General features: G+C 69.4%; 22 protein-coding genes. 16 read left to right on the top strand and 6 right to left on the bottom strand.

The features are described 5' to 3' along the window. Window positions 1–10: 10 nt before the first annotated feature. Both KZJ41_RS27935 and KZJ41_RS27930 read right to left on the bottom strand, forming a co-directional pair. Window positions 11–1468, bottom strand: a complete 1458-nt coding sequence (locus KZJ41_RS27935; RefSeq protein ID WP_006932116.1) for a catalase — start codon at window positions 1466–1468, stop codon at window positions 11–13. A 118-nt stretch (window positions 1469–1586) separates the two neighbouring features. Next, a complete protein-coding gene (locus KZJ41_RS27930; RefSeq protein WP_029546749.1) occupies window positions 1587–3404 on the bottom strand; it encodes a sigma-54-dependent Fis family transcriptional regulator in 1818 nt (605 codons plus the stop codon). Between the two features lie 164 nt (window positions 3405–3568). Between KZJ41_RS27930 and KZJ41_RS27925 the strand changes: the two genes are divergently transcribed. The 10 genes from KZJ41_RS27925 (at window position 3569) to KZJ41_RS27880 (ending at window position 13043) form a co-directional block, all read left to right on the top strand. Then, window positions 3569–5200 carry a methane monooxygenase gene (locus tag KZJ41_RS27925; RefSeq protein WP_029546748.1) on the top strand — a complete coding sequence of 544 codons (1632 nt, stop codon included), beginning with the start codon at window positions 3569–3571 and terminating at the stop codon, window positions 5198–5200. Between the two features lie 84 nt (window positions 5201–5284). Then, window positions 5285–6328, top strand: coding sequence for an FAD-binding oxidoreductase (locus tag KZJ41_RS27920; RefSeq protein ID WP_043801009.1), 1044 nt, complete (start codon window positions 5285–5287; stop codon window positions 6326–6328). Between the two features lie 50 nt (window positions 6329–6378). Beyond that, window positions 6379–7485 (top strand): aromatic/alkene monooxygenase hydroxylase subunit beta, encoded by a 1107-nt coding sequence (locus KZJ41_RS27915; RefSeq protein ID WP_065923270.1) that lies wholly within the window; start codon window positions 6379–6381, stop codon window positions 7483–7485. Beyond that, a complete protein-coding gene (gene mimD / locus KZJ41_RS27910; protein WP_029546745.1) occupies window positions 7482–7823 on the top strand; it encodes a propane 2-monooxygenase effector subunit MimD in 342 nt (113 codons plus the stop codon). Before KZJ41_RS27915 ends, mimD begins: the two co-directional genes overlap by 4 nt. 78 nt (window positions 7824–7901) lie before the next feature. Further along, window positions 7902–8945, top strand: coding sequence for an amidohydrolase family protein (locus KZJ41_RS27905; protein ID WP_006932128.1), 1044 nt, complete (start codon window positions 7902–7904; stop codon window positions 8943–8945). Continuing rightward, on the top strand, window positions 8942–9700 hold the full coding sequence (locus tag KZJ41_RS27900) for an iron-sulfur cluster assembly protein (protein WP_006932129.1): 759 nt from the start codon (window positions 8942–8944) through the stop codon (window positions 9698–9700). The genes KZJ41_RS27905 and KZJ41_RS27900 overlap by 4 nt, the downstream gene beginning before the upstream one ends. Beyond that, on the top strand, window positions 9697–10722 hold the full coding sequence (locus KZJ41_RS27895) for an NAD(P)-dependent alcohol dehydrogenase (protein WP_029546743.1): 1026 nt from the start codon (window positions 9697–9699) through the stop codon (window positions 10720–10722). Before KZJ41_RS27900 ends, KZJ41_RS27895 begins: the two co-directional genes overlap by 4 nt. 39 nt (window positions 10723–10761) lie before the next feature. Further along, a complete protein-coding gene (gene groL / locus KZJ41_RS27890; protein WP_006932131.1) occupies window positions 10762–12411 on the top strand; it encodes a chaperonin GroEL in 1650 nt (549 codons plus the stop codon). Window positions 12412–12517: 106 nt separating this feature from the next. Continuing rightward, window positions 12518–12838, top strand: a complete 321-nt coding sequence (locus KZJ41_RS27885) for a putative quinol monooxygenase (protein ID WP_029546742.1) — start codon at window positions 12518–12520, stop codon at window positions 12836–12838. Window positions 12839–12851: 13 nt separating this feature from the next. Then, window positions 12852–13043 (top strand): hypothetical protein, encoded by a 192-nt coding sequence (locus KZJ41_RS27880; RefSeq protein ID WP_251549947.1) that lies wholly within the window; start codon window positions 12852–12854, stop codon window positions 13041–13043. Here the strand turns inward: KZJ41_RS27880 and KZJ41_RS27875 are convergent. Further along, window positions 13037–16183 (bottom strand): NAD-glutamate dehydrogenase domain-containing protein, encoded by a 3147-nt coding sequence (locus KZJ41_RS27875; protein WP_065923271.1) that lies wholly within the window; start codon window positions 16181–16183, stop codon window positions 13037–13039. The two genes, KZJ41_RS27880 and KZJ41_RS27875, sit on opposite strands and share 7 nt — an antisense overlap. 177 nt (window positions 16184–16360) lie before the next feature. Here KZJ41_RS27875 and gabT point away from each other — a divergent pair, with 177 nt between their 5' ends. The 4 genes from gabT to KZJ41_RS27855 are packed head-to-tail and all read left to right on the top strand — an operon-like array spanning window position 16361 to window position 21558. Next, entirely contained in the window at window positions 16361–17719 is a 1359-nt protein-coding gene (gabT, locus tag KZJ41_RS27870) for a 4-aminobutyrate--2-oxoglutarate transaminase (RefSeq protein WP_050036194.1), read from the top strand. Between the two features lie 34 nt (window positions 17720–17753). Next, window positions 17754–18947, top strand: a complete 1194-nt coding sequence (locus KZJ41_RS27865) for an acyl-CoA dehydrogenase family protein (RefSeq protein ID WP_006932150.1) — start codon at window positions 17754–17756, stop codon at window positions 18945–18947. Between the two features lie 32 nt (window positions 18948–18979). Next, complete coding sequence (locus KZJ41_RS27860) at window positions 18980–20446, top strand: aldehyde dehydrogenase family protein (RefSeq protein WP_043801001.1); 1467 nt, start codon at window positions 18980–18982, stop codon at window positions 20444–20446. Continuing rightward, the gene (locus KZJ41_RS27855) at window positions 20443–21558 is read left to right on the top strand and encodes a CaiB/BaiF CoA-transferase family protein (protein WP_006932154.1); all 1116 of its coding nucleotides are present in this window, start codon (window positions 20443–20445) and stop codon (window positions 21556–21558) included. Before KZJ41_RS27860 ends, KZJ41_RS27855 begins: the two co-directional genes overlap by 4 nt. A 112-nt stretch (window positions 21559–21670) precedes the next feature. Here KZJ41_RS27855 and KZJ41_RS27850 read toward each other — a convergent pair whose 3' ends face one another. Next, window positions 21671–22825 carry a hypothetical protein gene (locus KZJ41_RS27850; RefSeq protein WP_050036193.1) on the bottom strand — a complete coding sequence of 385 codons (1155 nt, stop codon included), beginning with the start codon at window positions 22823–22825 and terminating at the stop codon, window positions 21671–21673. 354 nt (window positions 22826–23179) lie between these two features. Between KZJ41_RS27850 and KZJ41_RS27845 the strand changes: the two genes are divergently transcribed. After that, window positions 23180–23404 (top strand): type II toxin-antitoxin system Phd/YefM family antitoxin, encoded by a 225-nt coding sequence (locus tag KZJ41_RS27845; RefSeq protein ID WP_050036487.1) that lies wholly within the window; start codon window positions 23180–23182, stop codon window positions 23402–23404. After that, window positions 23401–23682 carry a type II toxin-antitoxin system RelE/ParE family toxin gene (locus KZJ41_RS27840; protein WP_006932158.1) on the top strand — a complete coding sequence of 94 codons (282 nt, stop codon included), beginning with the start codon at window positions 23401–23403 and terminating at the stop codon, window positions 23680–23682. Before KZJ41_RS27845 ends, KZJ41_RS27840 begins: the two co-directional genes overlap by 4 nt. A 61-nt stretch (window positions 23683–23743) precedes the next feature. Here the strand turns inward: KZJ41_RS27840 and KZJ41_RS27835 are convergent, their stop codons facing one another. Further along, window positions 23744–25294: a PucR family transcriptional regulator gene (locus KZJ41_RS27835; RefSeq protein WP_050036192.1), complete on the bottom strand. Its 1551-nt coding sequence runs from the start codon at window positions 25292–25294 to the stop codon at window positions 23744–23746. A gap of 28 nt (window positions 25295–25322) precedes the next feature. Next, window positions 25323–26882, bottom strand: coding sequence for a PucR family transcriptional regulator (locus tag KZJ41_RS27830; protein ID WP_006932166.1), 1560 nt, complete (start codon window positions 26880–26882; stop codon window positions 25323–25325). Between the last annotated feature and the right edge of the window lie 93 nt (window positions 26883–26975).

Raw genomic sequence — 26975 nt, 5'->3', positions numbered from 1 at the left:
ACCACGGGACTCACAGCGCGCCGAGTGCCTCGCAGGCCTTGCGAACTCCCTCGCCGTAGGCCGGATCGGCCTGGGTGCAGTTGGCGATGTGCCGCTCGATCGTCGCCGCCGATGCCCCTGTGATGGCACGCGCGGTGTTCTCGAACAGCACGGTCTGCTGCTCGGCGGACATGCCGCGGAACAGGATTCCCGGCTGCTCGAAATAGTTCTCGTCGTCCGCCCGATGGTCGAACCGGTCCGCGACCGCGCCCACTGCGAGCGGTGGTTCGGCGTACTCGGGCTGCTCCCGGAAGCGGCCGTACGAGTTCGGTTCGATGCTCGGGACGCTGCCCTGGTTGCCGTCCACGCGCATCGCGCCGTCGCGGTGGAAGGAGTTCACGTGCGCGGCGGCCCGGGGGCAGTTCACCGGGATCTGGTGGTGGTTCACGCCGAGCCGGTAGCGCGCGGCGTCCCCGTACGAGAACAGCCGGCCCTGGAGCATCCGGTCGGGTGAGAACCCGATGCCGGGAACGATGTTCGCCGGGGAGAAGGCGGCCTGTTCGACGTCGGCGTGGTAGTTGTCCGGATTGCGGTTCAGTTCCAGCTCGCCGACCTCGATGAGCGGGTAGTCCTTCTTGGACCACACCTTGGTCAGGTCGAAGGGGTGGTACCGGTACGTCGCCGCGTCGGCCTCGGGCATGATCTGCACGTACAGTGTCCACTTCGGGTGGTTGCCGGATTCGATCGCCTCGTACAGGTCCCGCTGGGCGGATTCGCGGTCGCCGGCGATCACGGCCGCGGCCTCCTCGTCGGTGAGGTTCCTGATGCCCTGCTGGGTGCGGAAGTGGAACTTCACCCACGAACGGGTGCCCTCGGCATCGACGAACGAGAAGGTGTGCGAGCCGAATCCGTGCATGTGCCGGTACCCGTCGGGGATGCCGCGGTCGGACATGACGATCGTGACCTGGTGCAGTGCCTCCGGCAGGTTGGTCCAGAAGTCCCAGTTGTTCTCGGGATCGCGAAGATTGGTCCGGGGGTCCCGCTTCACGGCGTGATTGAGGTCGGGGAACTTGAGCGGGTCGCGGAAGAAGAACACCGGCGTGTTGTTGCCGACGACGTCCCAGTTGCCCTCCTCGGTGTAGAAGCGGACGGCGAAGCCGCGGATGTCGCGTTCGGCGTCGGCGGCACCGCGCTCCCCCGCGACCGTGGAGAACCGGACGAACACCTCGGTCTGCTTGCCCACGGCGGAGAACACTGCGGCCCTGGTGTGCCGGGTGATGTCGTGCGTGACGCGGAAGGTGCCGAATGCTCCGGAACCCTTTGCATGCATCCGTCGTTCGGGGATGACCTCGCGGTCGAAGTGCGCGAGCTTCTCGAGGAACCACACGTCCTGGAGCAGCATGGGTCCGCGCGCCCCGGCCGTGAGACTGTTCTGGTTGTCCGGCACCGGCGCGCCGGCGGCGGTGGTGAGTCCGTTGTGGTCGGTCATCGATCACTCCTGTCTGGTCACCCCAGGCTGGCGGGGCGAACGTCTCTGCGCTCAGCAGTGTTTCCTGAGGAGCGGTGTCCCGGTGTCTCAATTTGACACGGGCACTTGATATTCGGAATCAGAGGGTGATGCCGAACTCGCGGATCTTGCGGTAGATCGTCGCCCGCGACATGCCGAGCGCCTTCGCGGCCGCCGCCTTGTCGCCTCCGTGCAGGGCCAGTGCGTCCACGATCGCGTCCCGCTCGAGGGACTCGAGCCGGGTCAGGTTCCGGCGGGTCGTCGCCCGGCACTCGGCGGGCAGGTCGCCGATCTCGACGGTCCCCGAGCGGCGGCGCCGGCAGGTCTCCTCGAGGACGCTGCGCAGGTGGGTCACGTTCCCCTGCCACGACAGTCGCATGAGCTGGTTCGCCGCGGCCGGCGAGAGCGTGAGGTCGGTGGCGCCGGCGGCGTCGAGGAGGAAGCGCACCAGCTCGGGGACGTCCTCGAGATGATGGCGCAGCGGGGGAACGGAGAGCGTCTTCGGAAAGAGTCGGAGCAGGGAGTGGGTGTCGCTCTCCTCCTGCGGGGGTTGCATGGTCAGCGCCACCCACGGGTCGTCCGGAAGGGTGTCCGGCGTGACGGTCTGCAGGAGCTGGCCGAGACCGGCGAGATCGTCGTCGCCGAGCGCATGGGCGTGCAGCACCGCCAGGTCGGAGCCGCCCTCGAGCGTGGCCGACGCCTGCTCCAGCAGCTCCCCGCCGTCGACCGCGGCCGCGTCGAGCACCGCGAGGCCGCGGTCGCTCCGGACGTGCTCGTGCGCGGCCCGGATCAGCGCGGTCTTGCCGACCCCGGGCTCGCCGTCGAGCACGAGCCATTCCCGTCGCCGGCAGGCCTCGACGACGCCGTGGACAGTGTGCTGCCACTGCGCGCTGCGACCGGCCAGCGCGCGCAACGCCGGCTGCTTCGCGGCGCGCGGGCTCCGGGTCCGGGCGAGTTGCTCCTTGATCCGCACGACCCCGCCCGCGAGCCTGTCCTCGACGAAGGTCGGCTGGTAGGACAGCCGCGCCGTGATCCCGCTCGGCAGGTCGGCGAGCATCGTGAACGGTTCGGCCCGCCCGCGGGCGTCGCGGGTCCGGTCGATGATCGCGGCCTGGTCGCGTGAGTCGAACTGCTGCTGGGTCTGGGCGTTCATCATCAGGACCTCGTCGCCGACGGCGATGACCGGGCGACCCGAATGCTGGCAGGCCGCGTGGTAGTCGTGCAGGAGGGCCCGGTCCAGTTCGTTGGCCTCCTCGAGGATCCGTTCCCTGATGCGGGTGGCGGCCAGCTTGGCGAAGGACAACAGCAGCGAGTTCGTGTTCTCGGTCTTGGTGGTCAGGTCCACGACGCCGAGGAGTGTCCCGGTGATCGGGTGCGTTACCAGGGCCCCGGCGCAGGAGAACAACCGCAGGTGCCCGCTGTAGTGCTCGTCCCCCCGGATCAGCAGGGGTGCACCGACCTCGAGCGCGGTCCCGATGCCGTTGGTCCCCACCTGGGACTCGGCGTAGCGGAAGCCGGGAGCGAGGTCGACCCGGTCCAGGGCGGTCAGCAGCCCGCGGTCGCCGCCGTAGCGGCTGAGCACGGTGCCCTTGGCGTCGGTGAGGATCAGGGACACCGGCTCGTTCTCGATCTCCGCCGACAGCGCGGACAGCACCGGGCGGGCCGCGCGGGTGAGGACGGTGTCGACCGGGAGCGGTTCGACGTAGCCGGCGCTCGGGCGGTCCACGTCGACCTTCGCCGCCCGAGACCGCAGCCACGAGACCCGCAGCCAGTTCCGGACCCGGCGGTCGCCGGGATCGTCCGCGGCCTGATCGGCCGAGTGGAACGCCTCGCGTGCCTCCCGGAGTGACGTGTGGTCCTGGGAACTGCTTCGGCTGAATTCACCCACCTCGGTCTCCCGGTCGTCTGGAGTTGTCACGGGGACATTCTCATCGGGCCCTGCGTCCACAAGGGTAATTGTGCCGAATGTGACCTGCGTCTCACATTGAGACAGATCGGGGTGGCGCCCGCGGGTTGTATCTGCATCCACACCCCACCGTCCACGGCTGGCACCGAGCCGGCTCCCGATCCAGGAGGCGCACATTGAGTAGGCAGAGCCTGACCAAGGCCCATGCGAAGATCACCGAGCTGTCGTGGGAACCGACGTTCGCGACGCCGGCCACCCGCTTCGGCACCGACTACACGTTCGAGAAGGCCCCCAAGAAGGACCCTCTCAAGCAGATCATGCGGTCCTACTTCCCCATGGAGGAGGAGAAGGACAACCGGGTCTACGGCGCGATGGACGGCGCCATCCGCGGGAACATGTTCCGGCAGGTCCAGCAGCGCTGGCTGGAGTGGCAGAAGCTGTTCCTCTCGATCATCCCGTTCCCGGAGATCTCGGCGGCCCGCGCGATGCCGATGGCCATCGACGCGGTGCCCAACCCCGAGATCCACAACGGGCTCGCCGTGCAGATGATCGACGAGGTTCGTCACTCGACGATCCAGATGAACCTCAAGAAGCTCTACATGAACAACTACATCGACCCCGCCGGGTTCGACATGACCGAGAAGGCGTTCGCGAACAACTACGCGGGCACCATCGGCCGGCAGTTCGGGGAGGGCTTCATCACCGGTGACGCGATCACCGCGGCCAACATCTACCTGACCGTGGTCGCGGAGACGGCCTTCACGAACACCCTGTTCGTGGCGATGCCCGACGAGGCGGCCGCCAACGGCGACTACCTGCTGCCCACCGTGTTCCATTCGGTGCAGTCCGACGAGTCGCGGCACATCTCCAACGGCTACTCGATCCTGCTCATGGCGCTGGCCGACGAGCGGAACCGGCCGCTGCTCGAGCGGGACCTGCGCTACGCGTGGTGGAACAACCACTGCGTGGTCGACGCCGCGATCGGCACCTTCATCGAGTACGGCACCAAGGACCGCCGCAAGGATCGCGAGAGCTACGCCGAGATGTGGCGGCGGTGGATCTACGACGACTACTACCGCAGCTACCTCATCCCGCTCGAGAAGTACGGGCTGACCATTCCGCACGACCTCGTCGAGGAGGCGTGGAAGCGCATCACCGAGAAGGGCTACGTCCACGAGGTGGCCCGGTTCTTCGCGACGGGCTGGCCGGTGAACTACTGGCGGATCGACGCCATGACCGACGCGGACTTCGAGTGGTTCGAGCACAAGTACCCGGGCTGGTATTCCAAGTACGGCAAGTGGTGGGAGAACTACAACCGCCTCGCCTACCCCGGCCGCAACAAGCCGATCGCGTTCGAGGAGGTGGGATACCAGTACCCGCACCGCTGCTGGACGTGCATGGTGCCCGCCCTCATCCGCGAGGACATGGTCGTGGAGAAGGTGGACGACCAGTGGCGGACCTACTGCTCGGAGACCTGCTACTGGACCGACGCCGTCGCGTTCCGCAGCGAGTACGAGGGACGTCCCACCCCGAACATGGGCCGCCTCACCGGTTTCCGTGAATGGGAGACCCTGCACCACGACAAGGATCTCGCCGACATCGTGCAGGACCTCGGGTACGTGCGCGACGACGGCAAGACCCTCGTCGGTCAGCCGCACCTCGACCTCGACCCGAAGAAGATGTGGACCCTCGACGACGTGCGGGGCAACACCTTCCAGAGCCCGAACGTGTTGCTGAACCAGATGTCCGACGCAGAACGCGACGCCCACATCGCCGCGTACCGCGCCGGCGGCGCAGTTCCTGCCTGATTCAGGCTCGGTGGGTGGCGCCGCGGCCACTCCGGCGCCACCCACCGCCTCACCATTCATTCCACGAGCCCAGGAGACACCCCCGTGGCCGACAAGCACCGCATCAATTTCGAGCCCGTCGACATCGAGATGGAAGTCGGCGAGGACGAGTACATCCTCGACGCCGCCTTCCGGCAGGGCATCCATCTGATGCACGGCTGCCGCGAGGGGCGTTGCTCGGCCTGCAAATCCTTTGTCCTCGACGGCGACATCCAGATGGAGGACTATTCGACGTTCGCCTGCAACGACGCCGAGACCGACGAGGGGCACGTACTGCTCTGCCGCTCGACTGCATACAGCGACTGCACCATCGAACTGCTCAATTTCGACGAGGACGAACTCCTGGGTGGTATCCCCATTCAAGAAGTGCGCACCCGGATCACCGCGATCGAGCCGATGACCAAGGACATTGTGTCGCTGCAACTGCAGCCCGTCGAACCCACGGAGTACGAGTTCAAACCCGGTCAGTACTCCGACCTGCAGATACCGGGAACCGAGGAACATCGGTCCTTCTCCATGGCGACGACCCGATCGACGCCGGGACATGTCGAGTTCCTCATCAAGAAGTACCCCGGTGGCAAGTTCGCCGGCTTGCTCGAGGACGGCATCTCGGTGGGCGACGAGATCACGCTGACCGGACCGTACGGATCCTTCACCCTCAAGGACGGTCACGTCCTGCCGGTGGTCTTCATCGGCGGCGGCGCCGGCATGGCCCCGATCCTCTCGCTCCTGCGGCACATGAGCGAGACCGGCAGCACCCGGCCCGTCCGGTTCTACTACGGTGCCCGCACGCCGGCGGATCTGTTCTACCTCGAAGAGATCCTCGAACTGGGAAAGACCCTGACGGACTTCGTGTTCGTGCCCTGCCTCTCGGAGTCGGCGGAGCCGGTGCCGTCCGGACTCCCGGAGGTCGAGGAAGGCAACGTCACCGACATCGTGGACCGCCGCGAGCCGGACATCCACCGGAGCGAGGTCTACCTGTGCGGGCCACCCCCCATGGTCGATGCAGCCCTGGAATTGCTCGAGGTGCACAACACCCCGAAAGACCAGATCTTCTACGACAAGTTCACCAGCCCCGCCTTCGAGTAGGCGCCATAGGAAACCACCCTGCTCCTTCACCGACAGAAGTGAGAAACGAGATGACCGCATCTACCGACTCCAAGCACCGTAGCTTCCCGAAGATCGAGTTCACCGACTCCGAGGCCGGCGCGCTGGACTTTCCCAGCTCCCGCAGCCGCACCTTCACCTACTACACGCCGGCCAAGAAGCGGTCGACGATGTACGAGGACGTCACCGTCGACGTGCAGCCCGATCCCGAGCGGCACCTGTCGCAGGGCTGGATCTACGGCTTCGGCGACGGACCGGGCGGATACCCGAAGGAATGGACGGCCGCGAAGTCGTCGAACTGGCACGCCTTCCTCGACCCGAACGAGGAGTGGGACCAGACGATCTACCGCAACAACGCGGCGGTCGTGCGCCAGGTCGATCTGTGCCTGCAGAACGCCAAGCGCGCCCGCGCCTACGACGGCTGGAACACGCCGTGGCTGAAGTTCATCGAACGCAACCTCGGCGCCTGGATGCACGCCGAGAACGGCCTGGCGCTGCACGTGTTCACCTCCATCCAGCGGTCCGGGCCCACGAACATGATCAACACCGCGGTGGCGGTCAACGCGGCACACAAGATGCGGTTCGCGCAGGACCTCGCGCTGTTCAACCTCGACCTGTCCGAGGCCGGGATACCGTTCGACGGGGCCGCCCACAAGGAGGTCTGGCAGTCGGCGCCCGAATGGCAGCCCACCCGCGAGGTCGTCGAACGGCTCACCGCGGTGCCGGACTGGTGCGAGCTGCTCTTCGCCACCAACATCGTCTTCGAGCAGCTCGTCGGCTCGCTGTTCCGCAGCGAGCTGGTCATGCAGATCGCCGCCCGCAACGGCGACTACATCACGCCGACGATCGTCGGCACCGGTGAGCACGACTACGACCGGGATCTCGCGTACACGCGCAACCTCTTCCGGCTGCTCACCCGCGACGAGCAGTTCGGCGAATCGAACAGGGAGCTGTTCGGGACCTGGCTGGCGACCTGGGTGCCGCGCTGCATCGACGCCGCGCGCGCCCTGCAGCCGATCTGGTCGCAGCCGGCCGACAAGGCGGTCACCTTCGCCTCCAGCCTCGAGGCGGCCGAGGCGAAGTTCCGTTCCCTGCTCGAGGACATCGGGCTCGACATCGCGAAGGAGCTGGACAAGTGAGCATGCAATTCGGATCGGCCACCGAGTTCTCCAACATGTGTGGCGTCACCCTGATGAACACCCCGATCGGTCGCGTGGTCGCCGAGGTCATGGGCGCCAAGGACGGCGTGCAGCTGACGGAGTACCCGTCGATGATCCGCGTCGACGGCGTCAACCGCCTCGAGTTCGACTACGAGGAACTCACCGACGCTCTCGGCTCCGACTTCGACGGCTCCGTCTTCGAGGAGATCAGCTCCACCCACTACGGGCGCATGGTGCACCTCGATGACAAGACCATGCTCTTCGCCAGTCCCGAGGACGCCGCCGAGTACATCGGATTCGATCTCACGGCGCACTGACCGCGGCCGTCCGGGCCCGCAGACCGGGCCCGGACGGCTCCCGATCCACCACCGGCACACGACAGAACGAGGGAAGCGATGTACGAGAAGGACGGGCAGCAGTACTTCATCGTGGACGGGCACGTGCACATCTGGGACGGCCGCGAGTCGAACCAGAAGAACGTGCACGGGCGGCAGTTCATCGACTGCTTCTACGACTACCACAAGAACCTCAGCCCCGAGGAGGAGGTGTGGGACTACGACACCTACACCTACTACGGCGGCGAACGCCTCATGAAGGACCTGTTCGTGGACGGTCACGTGGACCACGCGATCTTCCAGGCCACCCTGTTGAGCGACTTCTACCGCAACGGGTTCGGGCAGACCGAGGAGGCGTTCGGGCTCACCCGCAAGCACCCCGACAAGCTCACGTACAACCATGCCTACGATCCCCGCCACGGGGAGGCCGGCCTCGAACAGCTGCGCCGGGACGCCGAACGGATGAACCTCCAGGGCGTCAAGCTCTACACCGCCGAATGGCACGGCGACTCCCGCGGATACAAGCTCGACGACCCGTGGTCGAGGCGCTACCTCGAGGAGTGCATCGAGCTGGGGATCAAGAACATCCACGTGCACAAGGGCCCCACCATCCGGCCGCTGGACCGTGACGCCTTCGACGTCGCCGACGTGGACAAGGTCGCCACCGACTACCTCGATCTGCGCTTCGTCGTCGAACACGTGGGCCTGCCCCGGCTCGAGGACTTCTGCTGGATCGCCACCCAGGAGTCCAACGTGTACGGCGGTCTGGCCGTGGCGATGCCGTTCATCCACACCCGTCCCCGGTACTTCGCCCAGATCATCGGCGAATTGCTCTACTGGATCGGCGAGGACAAGATCCTGTTCGCCAGCGACTACGCGCTGTGGACCCCGAAGTGGCTGATCGAGAAGTTCGTGGACTTCCAGATCCCGGAGGACATGACCGAATACGCGCCGATCACCGTCGAACAGAAGAAGAAGATCCTCGGCCTCAACGCCGCGGCGCTCTACGACATCGACGTCCCGGAACACCTGCGGCTGCCCGAGCCGGCCGGACAGGAGGGGGTCGAGGTCGCCGCGGGAGCCCAGCAGGCGGTGTCGTCGTGACCGCGGCTCCGGTGTCGGGCAGCGACGTGCTCGCCGCGCTCGGCACCGTGGTCGATCCCGAACTGGACGAACCGATCACCGATCTCGGCTTCGTGCGGTCGGTGGTCCTCGACGACGACGGGGTGACCGTGCACCTGCGGCTGCCCACCGCGTTCTGTTCGCCGAACTTCGCCTACCTCATGGCATCCGACGCGCAGGACGCCCTGCGGGCGATCGAGGACATCGGGCACGTGCGGATCCTCCTCGACGACCACCACGACAGCGGCAAGATCAACCGCGGGCTCGCCGCCGACGCCGGCTACCGGGGCACCTTCGGCTCCGAGGCGGAGGAGAACCTCGACGAGTTGCGCCGCACGTTCCGGCGCAAGGCGCACCTCGCCGCCCTGGAACGCTGCCTCGAGAACCTGCTGAAGCACTCGGAGCTCACCGTCGACGACATCCCGTCGCTGACGCTGAGCGACATCCCGCCCGGCCGGCAGAAGGCGGCCCTGATACGCCGGCGGCTCGACATCGGCCTGAGCCTGTGCCCGGCCAGCCGGGTGTTCGTCGACGACGACGGGCGGCCGATCCCCCGTGAGGCGGTACCGATGCGGCTGCGGTTCGCCAAGTCCGTGCGGATCTCCATGGAGGGGAACGCACACTTCTGCCGCGGGCTGCTCGCGACCCGGTACGCCGACAGCGACGGCGGATCGGCAACACCCCGGGTCGCCGACGTCCGAACCAGTTGTTCCGCAATCGTCAGGAGAGTGTCATGAAGGCCGTGCAGGTGGTGGGGTACCACACCAAGCTCCAGCTCGAGGAGATCCCCGAGCCGAAGATCGAGGGCCCGCTCGACGTCGTCGTCCGCATCGGCGGAGCGGGCGTGTGCCGCACCGACATCCACATCCTCGAGGGGCAGTGGGCCGAGAAGAGCGGCGTCGTCCTGCCGTACACGATCGGCCACGAGAACGCCGGCTGGGTCCACGCCGTCGGCGACGCCGTCACCAACGTCGCCGTCGGCGACAAGGTCATCCTCCACCCCCTCATCACGTGCGGACTCTGCCGCGCGTGCCGGTTCGGCGACGACGTGCACTGCGAGAACAGCCGGTTCCCCGGCATCGACACCAACGGTGGCTACGCCGAGTACCTGCGCACCACCGCGCGCAGCGTGGTCCGGATCGACGACTCGCTCGAGCCGTCCGACGTCGCAGCCCTCGCCGACGCCGGGCTCACGGCCTACCACGCGGTCGCCAAGGCCGCGCGGGCGACGCGACCGGGCGACGTGTGCGTCATGATCGGCGCGGGCGGCCTCGGCCACATCGGCATCCAGGTCCTGAAGGCGGTCTCCGCGGCGACCCTGATCGTGGTGGACCGCAACCCGGCCGCCGTCGCGCTGGCCGTCGGGATCGGTGCCGACCACGGCATCGTCGCCGACGGCACCCACGTGCAGCAGGTCCTCGAGCTGACCGGCGGCCGCGGCGCCGAGGCCGTCGTGGACTTCGTCGGCGAGGGCGGCGCCACGAGGGACGGCGTCGCGATGCTGCGCCGCGCCGGCAACTACTACGTGGTCGGATACGGCGAGAACATCGACGTCCCCACGATCGACGTGATCTCCACCGAGATCAACTTCATCGGCAATCTCGTCGGCTCCTACAACGACCTGCAGGAGCTCATGGCCCTCGCCGCCCAGGGAAAAGTCACGCTGCACACCACGAAATATCCGCTCGAGCAGTTCCAGCAGGCGATCGACGACCTCGACGCGGGACGGGTCCGCGGCCGCGCGATCCTCGTCCCCTGAACCGCACCCCGCACAGTCAGCACGAAAGGAAACCCAGCCATGGCCAAGGATCTGCGGTTCAACCAGGAGGCACGCCTCCTTCTCGAGTACGGGGTCAACGCGCTCGCCGACGCGGTCAAGGTGACCCTCGGCCCCAAGGGCCGAAACGCGGTGCTCGAGAAGCTGACCGGCCCACCCACCATCACCAACGACGGTGTCACGATCGCCCGCGAGATCCAGCTGCGGGACCCGTTCGCCAACATGGGCGCGCAGCTGGTCAAGGAAGTGGCAATGAAGACCAACGGCGTCGTCGGTGACGGCACCACGACCGCGACCGTGCTGGCGCAGGCCATGGTCCGCGAGGGGATGCGGGCCGTCGACGCCGGTGCCAATCCCATGCGGGTGCGGCGCGGCATCGAACGCACCGTTCCCGTCGTCGTCGAGGCACTGCGGGACCGGTCGGTGCAGGTCGACGGACGCAAGGATCTCGAGCGCATCGCGACCCTCGCCGCGAGCGACGACGAGGCCATCGGCGAGGCCATCGCCGAGGCGGTCTCCCACGTGGGCAGGTCCGGCATCGTCACCACCGAGGAGAGCGAGACCCTCGGGATGTCGGTGAGCGTCGTCGACGGCATCGAATTCGACCACGGCTACATCTCCGGCTACATGGTGACCAACCCCGAACGCATGGAAGCGGTCCACGAGAATCCGCTGATCCTGTTGACCAACAAGAAGATCACCCAGGTGCAGGAGATCATGCCGAGCATCGAGGCGGCCAAGCGCGCCGATCGGCCCCTCGTCGTGCTGGCCGAGGACGTCGACGGCCCCGCCCTGCAGCTCCTCGTCGGCGGCAACATGCACAACACCATGCAGTCCGTCGTCGTGCGGGCGCCCGGCTTCGGGCACCGGCGCGTCGCCGAGCTGCAGGACCTCGCGGTCGCGCTGGGCGGGCACGTCGTCGCCAAGGACACCGGCGTCGAACTGTCCGAGGTGACGGCCGAGCACCTCGGTTCCTGCGACCGCATCACCGTCACCGAGAACGAGACGACGATCGTCGGCGGCCACGGCGATCAGAGTCTCCTCGATGCGCGGATCGCGCAGCTCGAGGCGCAGCTCGGACGGGCCCGGATCGACGCCGACCAGGACAGCCTCCAGCTGCGCATCGCCCGGCTCACCGGGCGGGTCGCCGTCATCCGCGTCGGCGGCGCCACCAGCGTCGAACTCAAGGAACGCATGCTGCGCGTCGAGGACGCCCTGGCCGCCACCCGGGCCGCCCTCGAGGACGGCATCGTCGCCGGGGGCGGCACCGCCCTGGGGCAGGCGCACCGGGCGCTGGCCGAGCTCGACCTGCCCGGCGACGAAGGCATCGGCCGCGACGTGGTGCGGCGTGCCCTGCCCGAGCCGCTCCGGTGGATCGCGGTCAACGCCGGCTTCGACGGCGACGAGGTCGTGGAGGTCGTCGCGGGGCTGCCGTCGGGACACGGGTTCAACGCGCTCTCCGGCAAGTACGGCGACATGTTCGACGAGGGCGTCGTCGACCCGTTCAAGGTCACCCGCGCCGCGCTCGAGAGCGCCGCGTCCATCGCGGCGCTGCTCATCACCACCGAGACCGCGATCGTGGAGGAGGTCTTCGGCAACCCCGGGGCGATCCACGCGCCCGGCTTCGGGGACCTGGCCGAGGGCATGGTCCGCCCGTCCAACATCTACTGATCGCCGGGGGATCGTCTCGGCGGCGGCCGGGCCTCGTCGGTCGCTTCCCTCCGAGGCAACCGGCCGCCGCCGTGCCCACCACGGCTCGACAGGAAGGGAGTGCGCAATGATCTTCATCGTGGTCAGGTTCCGGGTCCGTCGCGAATACCGGGACGACTGGGTCGCCCTCACAAAGGAATTCACCGAGTCGACGCGGGCCGAACCGGGCAATCTGTGGTTCGAGTGGTCGCGCAGCGTGGACGACCCGTCCGAGTACGTGCTCGTCGAGGCGTTCCGCGACGGTGAGGCCGGTGCCGCCCACGTCGGTGCCGACCACTTCCGCAAGGGGCTCGACGCCATGCGCCCGGCGCTGAGCGAGACCCCGCGGATCCTCCACACCGAGATCCCCGGCGTCGAGTGGTCCCGCATGGGCGAACTCGAAATATAGGCGGCTCGCCGCCGTGACACTGTGGCGGCTCGCCGTGACACTGTGGCGGCTCGCCGCCGTGACACTGTGGCGGCTCGCCGCCGTGACACTGTGGCGGCTCGCCGCCGTGACACTGTGGCGGCTCGCCGCCGTGACACTCTGGTGGCTCGCCGCCGTGGTGCCCTTTCGGATCTCCCCCGGTCCGAAAGGGCACCACACTCAATGACTCTCGCGCACGAGCAGGCGCAGTTCCGCGCCGAGCGTGCACGCCCGCGGCAGATCGACGAGCCCGTCCTCGCGCAGTTCGGTGGTCAGGCGCGTCACCCGGGCGATCGCGTCCGGGACCCGCCGCTGCCACCGCGCCAGGACCTCGTCGACGTCGGCCGGAACGATCGGGGTGCCGTCCCGGCGCAGGATCGCGGCGACGAGGGCGTGGTGGCGTTCGGCGAGCTCGTCCCGCACCGTGGCGATCGCCGTGCTGTCCCACCAGGTGTGGGATCCGGCGGACAGGTCCGGCGACGTCCCGTCGAGCCCCAGCAGCGAACCCGTGCCGGCGTGCACCCGGGCGACGGTGCGCGCCGGGCAGTTCAGCGTGTACGCCGTGTCGACCAGGGCCGGGTACTCGCCGAGTAGCCGGAAGTCCGGCCCCCCGTCCGCCCCGGTGTCGCTCAGCAGGTCCTCCACTCCGGCACGCAGCCGGGTGATCTCGGCGCTCACGTCGAGCGGCGACGGCCGCAGCCGCAGGATCCACGAGGCCGCATGCTCGACGAAATTCTGCACGGTGCCGAGCCGCGCCCAGCGTTCGGCGCCGGAACCGGGGCGGTCCCGCGCCTCGGCCCACAACCGGTCGGTGTCGAACACCGCCCGGATCACCGCGTACGCCCGTGCGACCGCCGGCGTGCGCACCCCGAGTCGTTCCTCGAGCTGATAGATCATCCCCGGTCCGACGTGGTCGACGAGGTCGGAGGCGATCCGGGTCGCGACGATCTCGCGGCGCAGGGGATGATCCCGGATCTCGTCCTGCAGCAGTCCGCGCATGCGTTCGGGGAAGTACGCCTGGGCGACGTCGGCGAAGACGGGGTCGTCGGGCACATCCGACTCGAGCAGGTCCCGGCACACGACGTTCTTCGACCGCGCGAGCAGCACCGCGATCTCCGGCCTGGTCAGCCCGCGGCCGGCCCCGGCCCGCGCGGCCAGCTCCTGCACCGTGGGCAGTACCTCGGTGCTGCGGCGGATCCCGTCACCGGTCTCGAGGTGGCTGATGAGCCGCTCGTGCCGGCCGAGGAGCCGGGCCGCGCGCGAGACGGCGAGCCCGAGCGCCACCGACTGGTCCCGGCTCGTGCGCAACACCGTGCGGGCCACCTCGTCACGGGCGTCGCCGAGCAGGCGGTTGCGTTCCTCGAGTGTCAGACGTCCGCTGCGCCGGGCGGATTCGAGGGCGATCTTCAGGTTCACCTCGGCGTCGGAGGTGGCGACGCCGGCCGCGTTGTCGATGAAGTCCGCGTTGATGCGGCCGCCCGCCGCCGAGAACTCGATGCGTGCCCGCTGCGTGAAACCGAGGTTGCCGCCCTCGCCGACGACGCGGCAGCGGAGCTGTGAGGCATCGACGCGGACGTCGTCGTTACCCGGATCGGCTGCATCCGTGTGACTTTCGGAGGTGGCCTTGACGTAGGTGCCGACGCCGCCGTTCCAGAGCAGATCCACCGGTGCGGTCAGCAGCGCCTTGATCAATTCGCTCGGGGTGGTGGTGGGGTGCGGCAGACCGAGCAGGCGCCGTGCGGGTTCCGGGACGGTGACGGACTTCGCGGAGCGAGGCCACACCCCTCCGCCGGGCGAGAGGACGTCGCGGTCGACATCGTCCCAGCTCGATCCGGGACGCTCGAACAGCCGGCGGCGCTCCGCGTAGGCGCGGGCCGGGTCCGGGTCCGGGTCGAGGAAGATGTGGCGGTGGTCGAACGCGCCGACGAGGCGCAGGTGCGGGGAGAGCAGCATCCCGTTGCCGAAGACGTCGCCGGACATGTCTCCGATCCCCACCGCCGTCACCTCGGTGGTGTCCACGTCGACACCGAGGTCGGCGAAGTGCTCGCGAACCGCGACCCACGCGCCGCGCGCGGTGATGCCCATGGCCTTGTGGTCGTATCCGCTGGATCCGCCGGAGGCGAAGGCGTCGCCGAGCCAGTAGTCGTACTCCGCTGCGATGGAGTTCGCCAGGTCGGAGAACGCGGCGGTGCCCTTGTCCGCGGCCACCACCAGATATCCGTCGTCCCCACCGTGGACGACCGTACGGTCCGGGTGCACGATCTTCCCGTCGACGATATTGTCGACGAGATCGAGCATTCCCCGGATGAACGTCGAATAGGCCTGGGCCGGAGAGATATCCGGGTTTCGCCGCACGAACGCGCCCTTGGCGCCGACGGGGACGATGGGAGCGTTCTTCACCACCTGGGTCTTCATCAGGCCGAGTACCTCGGTGCGGTAGTCCTCCGGGCGGTCCGAGAATCGCACACCGCCGCGGGCGACGGTGCCGCTCCGCACGTGGATGCCCTCCATGTCGTCCGAGTGGACGAAGATCTCGCGGTGGGGGACGACGAGCCCTGGATCGGCGAGACGTCCGGAATCGAGCATGAATGCGCCGTACGATTTCGGTGCGCCGTGTTCGTCGCGCTGGTACCAGTTGGTGCGCACGGTGGCGGTGACGAACGACTCCAGGCTGCGCAGGATGCGGTCCTCGTCGAGGCTTTCCGCCGCGCCGCGCCGCGCGGCGAGCGCCCGCTCCGCCCGCTCGGCGGCGACGTCCCGGTCGCGCCGGTCCGGGTCGAAGCGCGCGGCGAAGCAGGCGACGAGGGCCTCGACGAATCCTGGATGCCGGCAGAGGGTATCGACGATGTACCGCTCCGACATGATCAGACCGGCCTGGCGGGCGAAGCGGCCGGCGGCCCGGACCAGGGCGATGTCCCGCACGTCCACATCGGCGACGACGGCGAGGCGGGCGTACCGGTCGACGACGGTGCGGCCCTGCGCATGGGCGTCGACGACCGCCGCTACCCGGCAAGGCGAACCCGGCCCCCACTCCGGGGGCGTGACGAACGCGAACCGATGCACCCGGCGATCCTCGCCGTCCCCCGTCAGGTGTTCGTGATCGTCGATCCGCAGCCCGAAGTGTTCGAAGGTGTGGACGGAGTCGGACAGCGACGGATCGCGGCCCGGCCACCTCATGACGGCGTCGGCGACGCCGTCGCGGGCAGCGCGCTCGACGAACAGGAGGGCCGGATGCTCCCCGCGTGACCCGGCGAGGTGCCGCGCGGCCCCGGCGACGTCGGTGGGCAGCGGTTCGTGTCGATGCGTGGTGGCGGTATCGGTGGTCATCGGCGTGTCCTTTCGATCACCCGGTGTGGGCCGTGGTGTGCCGCCAGTCTGCGGGTGACCCCTGGAGACGGACATGTACTCGATGTCCATGTATGCGGCGGAACTTGTACTTCCGGTCCATGAGTGACCGGCGTTCTCGCCCCTACAGTTCGAGGAAACCGACGGAGGGAGAAGGACATGACCGCAGTGGAACTCGTACGGGGCGGGCCCGGACTCGAGCAGGCACGCCGCATCGTGACGGAAATCCCGGGCCCCCGGTCCCGCGAGCTGGCGCAGCGCCGCGCCGCCGCGCTGCCGGCGGGCCTGGCCAGTGGCGCCGAGATTTACGCGGCGGCGGGCGGCGGGGGTGTGCTCGTCGACGTGGACGGGAACTCCTTCATCGACCTCGGTTCCGGCATCGCCGTCACCACCGTCGGCAACTCCGCCCCGCGCGTCGTCGAACGCGCCACCGCGCAGCTGCAGCAGTTCACCCACACCTGCTTCCTCGCCACGCCGTACGAGCCGTACATCGAGGTTGCCGAGGTCCTCAACCGGCTGACCCCCGGAACCCACGCCAAGCGCACGGCACTGTTCAACACCGGCAGCGAGGCCGTCGAGAACGCCGTGAAGTACGCCCGCGCGGCGACCGGTCGTTCCGCCGTGGTCACGTTCGACCACGCCTTCCACGGCCGGACGCTGATGACGATGACCATGACGGCGAAGAACCAGCCCTACAAGCACTCCTTCGGTCCGTTCGCCCCGGAGGTCTACCGCGCGCCGATGGCCTACCCCTACCGGTGGCCGAGCGGGCCCGACCGTGCCGCGGACGAGGCGTTCGAGCAGTTCCGGCTGCTCGTCGACGCCCAGATCGGCGCGGACCAGGTGGCGTGCGTCGTCGTCGAACCCATCCAGGGCGAAGGCGGGTTCATCGTCCCCGCCGACGGATTCCTCCGCCGCGTCGCAGATTTCTGCCGGGACCGCGGCATCCTCGTCGTCGCCGACGAGGTGCAGACCGGCATCGCCCGCACCGGAGCATGGTTCGCCTGCGAGCACGAAGGCCTGGTGCCGGATCTGATCGTCACGGCGAAGGGACTCGCCGGCGGGCTTCCGCTCGCGGCCGTCACCGGCCGGGTCGAGATCATGGATCGCGCCCACCCGGGCGGCATCGGCGGCACCTACAGTGGCAACCCCGCGGCGTGCGCGGCGGCCCTCGGGGTGTTCGAGACGATCGAAGCGGAGCATCTGCTCGACCGGGCTCAGGAAATCGGCGCGCTGATGCTGCGGGAACTGCGCGACATCGGCACCCACCACCCCGTCGTCGGCGACGTCCGCGGACGCGGCGCCATGATCGCCGTCGAACTCGTCGAGCCCGGTACGACCACTCCCAACCGCGAGGCCGTCGCGGAGATCGTCCGGTACTGCCAGGCCCACGGGGTCCTCACCCTGACCGCCGGCACGTTCGGGAACGTGCTCCGTTTCCTGCCGCCGCTGTCGATCTCCGACGAGCTGCTCACCGAGGCGTTCTCGGTGCTGCGCGACGCGTTCGCCGCCCTCTGACCACCACCGCTCCCTACTCCGCGAGGACCAGCACATGACCACCACCGCACCCGCCCGCACGACCGGTCCGCTGCGACCGCTCGAACTCCTCGGCGCCGACACACTGCTCGACGCCGACGAACGCGACATCGCCGCCACCGTCCGCCGCTTCGTCGAGACGCGGCTCGTCCCCGAGGTCGGCGACTGGTTCGAATCCGCGACGCTGCCCAAGGAAGTGGCGAAGGAGTTCGGCGCCCTCGGCGTCCTCGGCATGCACCTGGACGGGTACGGCTGCGCCGGCACCAACGCCGTCAGCTACGGCCTGGCCTGCCTGGAACTCGAGGCCGGCGACAGCGGATTCCGCAGCTTCGTCTCGGTGCAGGGTTCGCTGTCGATGTTCTCCATCCACCGCTACGGATCCGACGAACAGAAGCAGGAATGGCTGCCCCGCCTGGCCTCCGGAGACGCCATCGGATGCTTCGGACTGACGGAACCCGACTTCGGGTCCAACCCTTCGGGAATGCGCACCCGCGCCCGCCGGGACGGTTCGGACTGGATCCTCACCGGCACCAAGATGTGGATCACCAACGGCAATCTCGCGGACGTCGCCACGGTGTGGGCCCAGACCGACGAGGGTGTCCGCGGGTTCCTGGTTCCCACCGACACACCCGGCTTCACCGCCAACAGGATTCACCGCAAGCTGTCGCTGCGGGCCTCGGTGACCTCCGAGCTGGTCCTCGACAACGTGCGCCTGCCGGGCTCGGCCGAGCTTCCCCTCGCCCGCGGCCTCGGGGCTCCCCTGTCGTGCCTCAACGAGGCCCGGTTCGGCATCGTGTTCGGCGCGCTCGGCGCGGCCCGGAACAGCCTCGAGACCGCGTTGGACTACGCCGCCTCCCGGGAGGTCTTCGACCGCCCGCTCGCCGCCTACCAGCTCACCCAGGAGAAGCTGGCCGACATGACGCTCGAGCTCGGCAAGGGCTTCCTGCTCGCACTGCACCTCGGCCGCCTCAAGGACGAGTCCGGTGTCACCCCCGAGCAGATCAGCCTCGGCAAGCTCAACAACGTGCGCGAGGCATTGGCCATTGCCCGCGAATGCCGGACCATTCTCGGCGCCAGCGGCATCACCCTCGAGTACTCGCCGCTGCGGCACGCCAACAACCTCGAGTCGGTGCTGACCTACGAGGGCACCAGCGAGATGCACCTGCTCTCGATCGGCCGCGCCCTGACCGGTCACGCCGCATTCCGCTGACCCGCACCGTCGAAGCGTCGAAGGGACACACGATGACGACACCCGTTCTGCTGCAGCACTACATCGACGGCGAGTGGTTCGACGGCGGGGCCGAGGCCCTGGCGAGCATCAGCCCCGCCGAGCCGGACGTCACCGTGGCCCGCGGTCGTGCGGCCACGGGCGACGACGTCGACCGGGCCGTGGCCGCCGCGCGCGCCGCGGCCCGGCCATGGGCGAGAACCCCGGCGCACGAGCGCGGTGCCGTCCTCGCCCGGGCGGCTGCCGTCGTCGAATCGTCCGCGTCGCAGTGGGGCGCGGAACTTGCCCGGGAGGAGGGCAAGACGCGGGGCGAAGGCGTCGCCGAGGTGCTCCGCGCGGCCCAGATCCTGCGCTTCTACGGCGGCGAGGGCGACCGGGAGGCCGGCGAGATGTTCGCCTCCCCCCGCCGCGGTGAGCAGATCCTGGTCGCGCGCAAGCCCGTCGGCGTGGTCGGGGTCATCACCCCCTTCAACTTCCCCATCGCGATCCCCGCCTGGAAGATCGCCCCGGCACTGACCTACGGCAACACCGTGGTGTGGAAGCCGGCGGGCACCGTGCCGCTGCTGGCCATGCGGCTGATGCAGGCCCTCGCCGACGCCGGCCTGCCGCCGGGGGTGCTCAACCTCGTCATCGGTGGCCGGGCGGTCGGCGCCGGCATCGCCGACCATCCGGGTGTCGACGCGCTGACCTTCACCGGTTCCACGGCGGTGGGCCGGAGCCTCGCGGCGGCGGGAGCCGCCCGGGGGGTGCCGGTGCAGGCGGAGATGGGCGGCAAGAACGCGGCGGTGGTGCTCGGCGACGCGGACCTCGATCTCGCCGCCGAACAGGTGCTGCTCGGCGCGTTCCGGTCGTCGGGGCAGAAGTGCACGGCGACCTCCCGGCTCATCGTCACCGACGACGTCGCCGACGAGTTCGTCGGTGAACTCGTCGCCCGGATCGGGAAGTGGACCGTCGGCAATCCCCTGGACGAGGACGTCCACATGGGTCCGGTGGTCGACGCCGCGGCGCGGGCGTCGATCCGGGCGGGGGTCGACGAGGCGGTACGCCAGGGTGCCCGAGTGTTGTGCGGGGGCCGGCCCTACGAGGACGGTGAACTGGCGGCCGGGTTCTACGTGCCGCCCACCGTGCTCGAGCTGCCCGGCACCCGGCTCGACGTGTGGCGCGAGGAACTGTTCGGGCCCGTACTGGCCGTGTGCCGGGCGGCCGACGCCGAGACGGCGTTCGCGCTCGCCGACGACAGCGAGTACGGCTTGTCGGCGGCGGTGTTCACCCAGGACCTCACCCGCGCCCTCGGGGCACTCGACGACCTGGACGTGGGCATCCTGCACATCAACTCCGAATCCGCCGGCGCCGACCCGCACGTCCCGTTCGGCGGCGCGAAGAAGAGCGGGTACGGCCCGAAGGAACAGGGCCGCGCCGCACGGGAGTTCTTCACCCACACCACGACCGTCTACCTTCGCGGCGGGAGGCCGATCGCATGAGCAGGGGCGCACTCGACGGCATCGTCGTCGCCGACTTCACCCGGGTCCTCGCCGGCCCCTACGCCACGATGATGCTCGCGGACATGGGTGCCGAGGTCGTCAAGATCGAACGTCCCGGCACCGGCGACGACACCCGCGCGTGGGGACCGCCCTACGACGACGAGGGCTCGGCCACGTACTTCAACTCGGTGAACCGCAACAAGACCTCCGTGGTCCTGGACCTCGCGTCGGAGGACGGCCGCGCCGAGGCCCGCCGGCTCGTGGCGCGCGCGGACATCGTGGTCGAGAACTTCCGGGCGGGCACCATGGAGCGGCTCGGCCTGGGCTACGACGAGCTGCTCGACGTGAACCCGGGGCTGATCTACTGCTCCGTCACCGGGTTCGGGAGCGGGGACGGAGCGGCCCTGCCGGGCTACGACCTGCTCGTGCAGGCCGTCGGTGGGCTCATGAGCATCACCGGACCCGAGGCCGGTACGCCGACGAAGGTGGGTGTCGCGGTCGTCGACGTGCTCACCGGCCTGCACGCCCTCGCCGGCATCCTCGCCGCTCTGCATCATCGGGAGCGCACCGGCGAGGGGCAGCGCGTCGAAACCAATCTTCTTTCCGCGCTCCTGTCGTCGCTCGTCAATCAGGCGTCGGCGTACCTCGGTGCCGGGGTGGTGCCCGGCATCCTCGGAAACCGGCACCCCAGCATCGCCCCGTACGAGGTGTTCACGACCAAGGACCGGCCGCTGGCGCTGGCGGTGGGCAACGACAAGCAGTTCACGCGGCTCGCCGAGACGATCGGCGCGCCGGAGCTGGCCACCGATCCGCGCTTCCGCAGCAACCCGCTGCGCGTCGCACACCGCGAGGAACTGTGCGCCGAGATCACCTCGATCCTCGTCACGGCCGGGGCCGACCACTGGTACGACGAACTCTCCCGCGTGGGTGTTCCGGCCGGACCCATCAACGACGTCGCCGAGGCATTCGAGTTCGCGCGGCGTCTCGGCCTCGATGCCGTGGTGTCCGTGCCGGGAAGCGCCACGCCGCAGGTCGGAAATCCGTTGAGCTTCTCCAGGACTCCGGTCCGGTACCGTTCGGCCCCGCCACCCCTGGGTGGAGCCGCGGACTGACCGGCAGGAACCGGAGGAGTGCCCGTCCCGTCGCGTCCGGCCGCGGCGGGACGGGCGTCGTGCCGCACCGAACCGAACGGCGGGCGCCTCCGTCGTCCGTCCCCTCCCTCGATCAGGGATGCGCGACGGCGCGATCCTCGGGGGCGGGAACGGTGGCTGCGGGCCGTCGCAGACCGAAGGACTCGAAGCCGACGACGTACAGGAGCGTCACCAACGCGAACAGGTCCATGAATCCGAGGGCGTTGCCGTGCAGGCCGCCGGCGACGGCCGGCTCGTGGAGCACGATCTCGGCGATCACGTAGTAGTACAGGACGAACGTGGTCACGGCGAGGGCGAACGTGATCACCACGCGGGACAGCAGGTTCACCACGGCCCCGCCGCCCGTCGGCCTGTTACCGAAGGCGTTGGCCCACAGAATCATCCATGCGACCCAGCACACGCCCAGCTGGGCCGGGAACTGATCGAGCGGGAAGCCCGGTTCGGCTGCCGTGCCGGGTCCGACGAGCACCGCACACACCGCACGCAGCGCCACGAACAACACGGTGCCGAGCACGATGTTGCCGACCGTCGAGACCAGTGCGACCCGCATGCGGCTGCCGGCGAGCCGCCACGGCCAGTTCTCCCAGGTCTGTCCGGTGAGCACGATCGCGACGATGATCGAGTAGTACCAGCCGAGCAGTGTGTCGATGCCGAGCAGTGCTGTGCCTTCCCGAACCGTCTCCGAGACCGCGGGTACACCCAACACGAGATAGAGCAGTGCGGTGGGGACGAGGAGGGAGACGATCTCGCAGGCGCCGACCCACGGCTGTTTCAGGCCCAGATCGGTCCACGGCCAGTGTCCCCAGTTGAGCACCACCAGGACCCACGTGGAGAAGCCGAACAGGACGAACAACGCGCCCGTGAAGTAGCCCAGGCCGTCGGGACGCGCGGCCGCGTAGTCGGGATACAGGTGGCCGATTCCGCTCGCCAGGGCATACGTGACAACGACGGCGAAAGCCGATGCGGCGCCGAGGAACGCAATGCCGCGCCAGGGTTGCCGTAGCCGGTCGAATCCCCAGAGTTCGAGGTTGAATCCGGCCCACACGACGAACAGCAGGGCCCAGAACAGGGCGGCGTTGAACGGCAACGGATACAGGTCGAACGGGCTGAGCCGCGGGTCGGCGAGCAGATACCACGCCGCGACGGAGGCGGTGGTGATCACGGCGGTGTTGGCGACACCGAATCCGAGCCACCCCGGGGACGTGTCGGCGTGCGAGCGTTCGGGCATGGGGTACCGAAACCTTCTGTGATGCCCTCGAAACGAGGGGCGAGGGGAACGTCGGCCGAGGAGATCGGTGAGTGGTGTGGTGGCCGGAGTCGGCTGCCGGATCGCGGACCGTGTCCTCGAGGGTTCTTCGTCAGCTCCGCCGGCGCAGTTCGGGACCGGCCGTGGGAGCGTGGAGCATCGGAGTGTCCTTCCCGTGAGAATGCGACTCGTGAGAATGTGACTCGGAGCACACTCGAAACGATCGCGCGTCACAACTGTTGCGCCGCGTTGCATCCCCCGCTCGGGTCCGGATCGTCCGCCACGGCCGCCCGGCATCTCCCGGACCTCGACGGCCGCTCACCACTCCGGCCGGGTGTGGATCGAGTCGAGGTCGCAGCGGTCACCCGAAATGGGCACCGGGCCGCGGTGCTGCTCGGCGCCGACGACTACGACGCGCTGCGCGAGACCATTGCCGTGCTGGCCGAGAAGTCCCTGCTTGCCGACCACCTCACGGGAAGGGCCGAGATCGAGGCCGGGGGCAGTCTCGATGCCGCAGCCCTCGCCGAGATCATGTCGGCGGGCAAGCCCGACGACGAGTGAGCGTCCCCGGCGAGCCCTACACCCTGATCGTGGCCCGTACCGCTGCCCGTGCGCTCGAGCGGACCCTGCCCGAGAAGGTCGCCGCCGCGGTGTACGAGTTCCTCACCGGACCCCTCCTCGAAAACCCGCACCGGGTCGGCAACGAACTCGCCCCACCGTTGGCACCGGCCTGCTCCGCCCGCCGCGGCTCCTACCGGGTGCTGTACCTGATCGACGAGAACACCCGCCAGGTCCGAGTCACCGCGATCTCCCACCGCGCCGACGCGTACCGCACCTGAATCGTCCGGGGCGCGGCCGGGGTGAGGATCTCGTCGAGGCGCTGCGACCGGACGTCGGCACCTATCCGCCACGGCCGTCCAGCATCTCCCGGGCCTTGACGGCCAGCCACCACTCCACCCGGGTGTGGATCGAGTCGAGGTCGCGGCCGGTGAGTTCGGTGATGCGGGCGAGCCGGTTCCGCAGGGTGTGCCGGTGGATGCCCAGCGCGGCGGCGGTGCTCTCGGCCTGGCCGTTGTGCTCGAGGTACGCGGCGAGGGTCTCGACCAGTCTTCCGCTCGATCCGTGCTTCGCGTCGTAGGCATCGAGTGCTTCGAGTCCGGTGCGGGCGATGGCCTGCAGCGCGTCCGGGTCCTGCATGCCCAGCAACACCGAGAAGGTACCGAGCTCGGCGAACTCCACCGGTGTCCGGCCCCCGTTCCGCGCTGCCCTGACCGCCGAGAGAGCCTGCTGCACACTGGTGTTCGCGTCCTTCACGCCGCACGGACCGCCCAGCCCGCACCGGACCGGCCGGCCGAGCTGCGCGCGGACCCGGTCCTGGACCCGGGTCGCGATCTCGCGGGCCCGGTCGGCCGGCAGAACCACGGCGACATCCGTGCCGACCGAGGCCGCCAGATGGGGTACGCCCTCCGCGGCGAGGACTGCGCCGACCTGCCGTTCCGCCGGCAGCAGCGGGCCGACCTCCGTCAGCACGGCGACGGCGACGGTGTCGGTCGGTTCGAACCCGAAATAGCGGAGCAGGCCGGCGTCCATGCGTTCGGGTGCGTCGAAGAGTGTCCGGGTGACGACGGCCCGCAGCCGCTGTTCTGCGCTCTGCACCTTCGCGGGCTTGCCGAGCTCGATGGAGATCAGCGACACGGCGTGGGCGAGGAGCAGACGGTCGGCCGGCGGGAGCGGCTCCGCGGTGCCGACGGCGAGGTATCCGTAGAGGTCCTGGGCCGCCGCGATGCTCTGAACGGTGTAGTGCCCGGCGGCGTCGACCAGCACCTTGCTCATCTGCCGTCGCCGCGGAGATCGGGACGCCGACTCCGCCACCCCGCGCGCATGCCGGACCGCCCGCGTCGTGTCGGACCCGTATTCGGCGAGTACGCGATCGTCGGCGTCGACGACGGCGACGGCTCCGGCGAGGGCCTGACCGAGCGCGGTCACGACCGCGGGCACACCCCCGCGCAGTGTGGCCCGGGCCAGCCGCTCCTGCTGATCGACGACCCGCTGCACCGCGCGGACCTGGTCGGCGGTCAGTTCGTCGATGACCGCCCGGGTGATGGCGATGAAGGGCGTCGAGGCGGGCACGGCGAGCACCGGGAACCCCAGCGCGTCACCCGCGGCGCGCAGACCGTCGGGCACGCGGTCGAACCGGGTTCCGGTGTCGAACGCCAAGGCCGCGCAGCCGGCCCCCACCAGGCCCTGGAGGTACGCGAACTGCTCGTCGGCGCCGGCGCCGATCTCCAGTCCGGTGGTCATCACGAGCTCTCCACCCGAGAGCCACGGGGTGGGGTCGGGAAGCTCGATCGGATGCGCCCACTCGATGACACGGTCGGCTCCGTCGCGACCCGCCACGAGAGTGAGCCCGAGCTCCGGCAGCGTCGTGAGCCGACGCACGGTGATGGCCATGATGACGATCCTTCCCCCCACCGGGCGGCTAGGAGGTGGGGTGTTCGGCGAGGACTTCGAGGGCCAGATGCACGTCGGTGACGTCCCGGGGGGAACGCAGGGACCGGCCCAGCAGGTCCTCGACTCGTTTCACCCGGTGCCGCACGGTATTCGGATGCAGGTTCAGCTCCCGCGCCGTCCGCCCCACGTCCAGGTCCCGGGCCAGGTGGAGCACGAGGAAATCGACCAGGTCGTCGTGGCCGTCGAGCAGTGGGGCCAGGACCGCGGTGGCGCGCGCGAGAGCGGGCCCCGGGTCGCGGCCCGCCAGCAACCAGTCCGCGAGGCTCACGTCCTCGAAGCGCTGGGTGCTGCGGCCGAGCCGCTCGGCGGCCCGTCGCGCCCAGCGCGCCTCGCGCAGTTTGTCGGGCCCGCGCGCGGGATCGGTGAACGGCTCGCTCGAGCCGCACGTCAACCCCTGTGGAAGGTTGTTCGACCAGGAGTCGAGAGCCTCCGCCCGGGCGGGGACCACTCCGACGAGGCCCCCCTCGCCCCGGGCGAGCAGCAGGGTCAGCCCGATGTCGCGGGCCAGCCCGGACACGTCCGTTTCGACGGCATCGAGCAGCGAGTTCGCCCGGAACACCCATCGGCGGTTGTCGTAGTCGGGTGCGGCGGACAAGGCCAGCATCCGCATATCGGGCTCGGGGCCGAACCGCAGCATCTCGAGCTGGTCCAGGACGGTGTCGGAATCGGCCGGATCGCCCGACGCCAGCGCCCGCACCAGTGCGGCGTGCCGCGCGCGGTTTTCGATGGTGGCGCGCTGGCGGGTGCGTTCGATCGTGTTGAGCAGCCTCAGCGACACCTCGACGGCGGGCGCGGTGAGCGGATCGGTGAGTTCGTTGCTCTTGGACGCGAGGGCGAACCAGTAGTGCTGGCCGCCCGGCGAGATCGAGTGCGCGCTCACCGACCATCGGCCCACCCGGAACAGCAGCCGGCCGTCCCGGCCGCGCAGCTGATTGCGGATCAGGTGCACCGGTGCGCCACCCGCCGAGGCCACGACGTCGCCGACCTCGTTGTAGAGGACGACGCTGCTGCGGAGCAGCCCGGCGAGCCGGGCCACGAGGTCGGCCTCCGGGGACTCGGCCGTCATCGCCTCGAGCAGGTGGTTCTGCATCTGCAGCGTGCGGCGCAGCAGCATCGAGTCCTGCGCCTGCGCCGCGGCATTGACACGTCCGACCACCTCCATGAACGGCAGTTCCGGCGGGATCGCCACCACGGCGAACCGATGGCGCTCGGCCTCGTCGAGCAGGGGCCGGGGGACGTCGTCGGTGATCACCCCGACGCCGTACCCGAGCGCGGCGATGCCGGACCCCACGAGCTCGCGGATCAGTTCGCGATAGGCCTGCTGCGGGTGCTCGTGGCCGGGGAAGCGCGAGCCGGTGGTGAGCATCATCGACCCCGGCCGCAGCCACCGGGTCGGGTTCTCGATCTCGATCGGGTGCGCGCCGGTGATTCCCACGTTGGGGTCGGCATCGGTCGCCAGCCGGAGCCCGAGGTCGGGTTCGAGCAGCAGGTCGACGAGCCGGAAACGGTCCGGAAGCATGCCCGACATCTTTCTCCCATGGGTGTGAAGATCTCCAACGATTCGGGGAACTCGATTCACTTTCTCCAATTGATGGCCCCGCGACCAGGCCGAATACTGGGT

Origin of the sequence: Rhodococcus sp. 11-3 (assembly GCF_023704055.1) — a bacterium.
GTDB classification, from domain to species: Bacteria; Actinomycetota; Actinomycetes; order Mycobacteriales; family Mycobacteriaceae; genus Rhodococcus; species Rhodococcus aetherivorans.
Note: the sequence above shows the minus strand (reverse complement) of the source record. Positions and strands in the feature narration are given on the sequence as shown.